We start from the raw sequence: 5,120 nt of genomic DNA on the forward strand, positions 1-5,120 counted from the left end.
GGCTTGATAGGGCGCCCACTCCAGCCCGTCCGGCGTTTGAGGACAGCGCCCGGAGGGCGCTTCGGGGGGTTGCGGGGGCCTGCCCCCGCGAGAAACGGTGAAAGGGCGGGACCGGGGCATCACCCCCCTACGGCCGATACTCCAGCGCGACCCACCCCCCATACCCCGCCTTCCGCAACCGCCCCACCAGAGCCTTGAAGTCGAGCCGTCCCGTCCCGGGCGCCCCCCGCCCCGGACAGTCCGCGAACTGCACGTGCCCGGCCGCGGCCGCGTAGCGGTCGATGACGTCTTCCGGATCCGCGCCGCCCATCGCCAGGTGGTACAGGTCCATCAGGAACTTCGCGTTCCCCAGCCGCGTCACCGCGTTGACGCGCTCCGCGACGGCGACGGCCGCCTCGGCCGTGACGAGGGGGTAGTCCGGCGATTCGGCCGAGTTGAGCGCCTCGATCAGCAGATCGGCACCGGCCCGGTGCGCCGCGCGCGCCGCGAGGACGAGGTTGTCGAGGGCGAGGGCGTCCTGGCGGGCCGGGTCCACGCCCGGCAGCCGGTTGCCGTAGAGGGCGTTGAGGCCCGTACAGCCCAGCGACCCGGCGAAGCCGGCGGCGACGTCGATGTTGGCGCGGAAGCGCTCCGACTCCCGGCCCGGCAGGGAGAGCGCCCCCCGGTCGGGCCCGGGCAGCCGGCCGGCGTAGAAGTTGAGCCCCACGAGCCGGGTGCCGGCGGCCGTCAACGCATCGCGCAGGGCGTCGAGTTCGGCGCGCGGCGGGCAGGGCTCGTCGGGCCACGGCCACCACAGCTCGACGGCGCTGAAGCCGGCGGCGGCCGCGGCGGCCGGGCGTTCCAGGAGCGGCAGGTCGGCGTAGAGGAGCGAGAGGTTGGCGGCCAGACGCCGATCGTCGGGAACGATCACGAGATGCTCACTTCCGTATGGTGGAATGAAGAATCCGTCCAACGGAAACGAAGCTGCCCGACGGTCACCCGGCTGTCAAGAGGTGCCGCACCCCACAACGCCGACCGGCCCGCGCGCGACGGAAGTCGCACACGGGCCGGCCGGCAGGGATCGAAGGCGTCTTACGCCGCTGCCTCCTCCACAGCCCCCAACTGCCCGGCGACGTACGCCGCGAGGCCCCCGGCCGTCGGGTGGTTCCACAACACCGTCACCGGCAGCCGGATGCCGAGCAGCTTCTCCAGCCGGCCGCAGACGACCATCGACATCACCGAGTCCAGGCCCAGGTCGGTCAGCGGCCGGTCGCGGTCCAGCTCCGCCGCCGGGATCTTCATCTCACGGGCCAGCTGCCCGCAGACCTCCTCGTCGATCCGGGCGGCCAGGACGTCCGCCGGCAGCGAGCGCCAGTCGACGGGCGCCGCCTCGGCCGCTTCGGACGACGGCGCGGCCTCCGCCTCCGCCGCGCCCCCGGCCGCCGGCGCCTCCGCGCGCAGCGCGCCGAACCGGGTGCCCGGCAGCCAGGCGCACAGCCGCCCGCTCTCGTCGCTGATGACGATGTCGACGGTGTCCGTCTCCGGGTCCACGAGCCGGATGTCCACCACACCGGTCTCGGGCGCCTCGCCGACCACGCGCACCTCGCGTATGTGGGCCGGCATCCGGACGGTGGGCGGCCCGCCGTAGATGACGGGGACGACGCCGAGGGCCGCGTCCAGCAGCGGCGCCCACGTGACCTGGTCACCCGGCACGGCGGGCGCGTGGATCACGGCCCGCAGCACGTTCTCGCCCTTGAGCAGCTCCCTGACCTCCCACGGCCAGGCGATGCCCTCGACGCCGATCGCGTCCAGCCGGCCGATCACCACCGACGGGTCGGCGGTCTCCAGGTCCTCCGGGGCCCGTACGGTCAGGAAGGCGTCCGGGAACGGTACGGCGCTGTCGGCCATGGTCGAACCGGACGTGTGCGTCAGCCAGTTGCCGGGGCAGCCCTTGGTGCCGACGGCCCGGGTGCTCAGCCGCAGGTTCAGCCCCTCCCGTACCACCTGCACCTCGCGTGACGAGGCGAGGGCGATGGGGAAGCGCAGCGAGAGGTCGAACAGCGCCTTGCTGCCGCCGACGCCCGGAGCGGCCTCCAGGAAGGTGTGGATGATCGAGGACGCGGGGACGATCGAGGCGCCGTGCAGGGAGTGCCCGCCCGGGAAGGGCCGGCTGGCCTCGTCCAGGACGGTGTTCCAGACGCGCAGCGTCGTGCCGTCGGCCGTGGCGAGGTCCACGGGCGCGCCGAGCAGGGTGTGGCCGCTGACGTCGTGCTGGTGGGAGACGACCGCGGCGGCCGGCAGCACGGCGTCGAGCCAGTGCCTGCGGTGCTGCCAGACGACCGGCGGCAACTCGGCGGGCGGCGCGGCCGGGTGGTGGAGCGACCAGTCGATGTCGGCCCCGTGGGCGTGCAGACCGCCCAGCGCGGCCAGCAGCGTCCGCAGTTCGGGCTTGTCGCGGCGGAGGCTGTGGGCGACGTGGGCGCCGGAGACGTCCAGATGCGCCAGCGTCTCGTTGACCGAGTGGGAGACGACGGGGTGCGGCGAGACCTCCAGGAAGCGGCGGTACCCGTCCTCGACGGCGGCCGTCACCGCCTGCGCGAGGCGGACCGGTTCGCGCAGGTTGGCCACCCAGTACGCGGCGTCGTGCGGCGCGTCCGACCGGGGGTCGGCGAGGGCCGTGGTGTAGAGCGGCACTTCCGGGGCGCGTGGGGCCAGTTCCCGGAGGGCGTCCCTGAGTCCGTCGGTGAGCTCCAGCATGTGCCTGCTGTGGAAGGCGACGTCGGAGTTGACGTTCCGTACCGGCAGCCCCTCCGCCTGCCAGTCCCGGACCAGTGCCGCCACGGCGTCGGCGTCGCCGGAGACCACCGAGGACAGCGGGGAGGACGCGATGGCGGCGGAGATCCGCCCGTCGTCCGCCAGCCGTGCCGCCACCTCGTCGAAGGGCAGTCCGACCATGGCCATCGCGCCCTTGCCCGCCACCCGGCGCAGCAGCGCGGACCGCCGGCCGCTCAGCCGGGCGCCGTCCTCCAGGGACAGCGCCCCGGCGACCACGGCCGCGGCGATCTCGCCCACCGAGTGCCCGATGACGGCGGACGGCCGGTGGCCGAGCGCCCGCCACACCTCGGCGAGGCCGACCTGCGTCGCGAAGATCATCGACTGGGCGCGGTCGACGGTGCCGAAGTCGCCGTCCAGCAGGGCCTGCCGGGGCGAGAAGTCCAGCTCCTCCCGGAACACCGGCTCCAGCGCGTCGATGACGGCCGCGAACTCCGGCCGTTCACGCAGCAGTTCGGCGCCCATCCCGGCCCACTGCGAACCGTGCCCGGAGAACACCCACACCGTCCCGGCGTCCTTGCCGGCGGGCGGTACGGCACCGGTGACGACGCCGTCGAGCTGCCGCTCCCCGGTCTCGTCGGCGGCCAGCTCGCGCAGCCGGGCCACCAGCTCGGCGCGGCCGTCGGCGATCACGGTGGCCCGGTGCTCCAGGTGGCTGCGGCGGGTGGCCAGGGTGTGGCCGACGGCGGACAGCGGGGTGCCGGGGTGCTGCTCCAGCCAGTCGGCGAGGCGGCCCGCGTAGGCGGTGACGCCGGGGCGGGAGCGGTACGAGAGGGGGTACGCGCGCACGCCCTCGGCCGGCTCCGCGGCCGGCTCCTCGGCGGCGGCGGGCGCCTCCTCCAGGACGACGTGCCCGATGGTGCCGCCGTAGCCGTACCCGGAGACGCCGGCCCGGCGCGGGGTGTCGCCCTTGGGCCACGGCTGGTGCTCGGTGACCAGCCGCAGCCCCCAGTCGTCCCAGGGGATGTCGGGGCTCGGCTCGCTGGTGAGGACCGTGGCCGCCAGCTCCGCCTCGCGCAGCATCAGCGTGGCCTTGATGATCCCGGCGACGCCCGAAGCGGGCTCGGCGTGACCGATGTTGGACTTCACCGAACCGATCCAGCACGGCTTGCCGTCCGGCCGCCCGGTGCCGAACACGGCGTGCAGACCGGACGCCTCGACGGGGTCGCCGAGCCGGGTGCCGGTGCCGTGCGCCTCGATGTAGCCGGCGGTGGCCGGGTCCAGGCCCGCCCGCTGCCAGGCGAGGCGCAGCAGGTCGCGCTGGGCGTCGGGGTTGGGGGCCATGATGCCGTTGGTGGCGCCGTCCTGGGCGACGGCGGTCCCCTTGATCACGGCCAGGATCCGGTCGCCGTCCCGCTCGGCGTCCGCCAGCCGCTTCAGCACCAGGACGCCGCAGCCCTCGGCGCGCCCGTACCCGTCGCCCTCCGCGTCGAACGGCTTGCTGCGGCCGTCGGGGGAGAGGGCGCCGGCCGCCTCCAGGGTGAGGGTGTACGCGGGGGAGAGGATGATGTTGACGCCGCCCGCCAGGGCGAGGGACGTCTCGCCCGTGAGCAGCGACTGGCAGGCCAGGTGCACCGCGACCAGCGACGCCGAGCAGGCCGAGTCGAGGACGAAGCTCGGGCCGTGCAGGTCGAGGACGTGCGAGACGCGGTTGGCGATGCCGGTCAGCTGGGCGCCGATGCCCGTCCACGGCTCGATCCGGGGCAGGTCCTCCAGCAGCCGCCGACCGTAGTCGTCGGAGCAGGTGCCGATGTAGACACCGGCGTCGGAACCGGCCACCGAGCGGGGGGCCATGCCGGCGTGCTCCAGCGCCTCCCACGCCACTTCGAGGACGAGCCGCTGCTGCGGGTCCATGAACTCCGCCTCGCGCGGCGTGATGCCGAAGAACTCGGCGTCGAACCCGTCGACGTCACCGATGAAGTTGCCCGGCCGCTCGGCGCGTCGGAGCGCCTCGGAGAACTCCGGGCTGATCTTCGTATAGGGGCGCCAGCGGTCCTCGGGGGTGGGTTCGGCGGACACTTTGCCGCCGGACAGGAAGTTCCAGAAGGCTTCCGGGGAATCGATACCGCCGGGGAACCGGCAGCCGATGCCGACGAGCGCGACGGATTCGCGGGCGGCCGGGTCGTGCTGCTCGTGCTGTTGCATGCGCGTCATTCCATTCGTTTCGTTTCGGCGGAAGAAAAACGGGTGGGTGGAACGGACATGCGGTCCGGGTGGGGTGAACCGGGACCGGTGGGTAGGCAGGCCTCGGCTGGGGGCCGGGGGAGCGGTACGGCGGAAACGGCACAGGTGTTTCCGCCGGACGCGCC

The 5,120-nt window shown here is 74.2% G+C and carries 2 protein-coding genes; both read right to left on the bottom strand.

Annotated features, from left to right (window positions below; genetic code table 11):
• Positions 1-127: 127 nt before the first annotated feature.
• Complete coding sequence (locus ACSNOK_RS30510; RefSeq protein ID WP_436784039.1) at positions 128-907, bottom strand: TIM barrel protein; 780 nt, start codon at positions 905-907, stop codon at positions 128-130.
• Positions 908-1,071: 164 nt separating this feature from the next.
• Positions 1,072-4,956 carry a type I polyketide synthase gene (locus ACSNOK_RS30515; RefSeq protein WP_436784038.1) on the bottom strand — a complete coding sequence of 1,295 codons (3,885 nt, stop codon included), beginning with the start codon at positions 4,954-4,956 and terminating at the stop codon, positions 1,072-1,074.
• Positions 4,957-5,120: the final 164 nt, after the last annotated feature.

Source organism: Streptomyces sp. URMC 126 (assembly GCF_051386555.1).
In the GTDB taxonomy this organism is placed as follows: Bacteria; Actinomycetota; Actinomycetes; order Streptomycetales; family Streptomycetaceae; genus Streptomyces.

Coding starts and splice junctions, on each gene's coding strand:
- ACSNOK_RS30515 (WP_436784038.1), bottom strand. CDS start 4,956: ATGCAACAGCACGAGCAGCACGACCCGGCCGCCCGCGAATCCGTCGCG.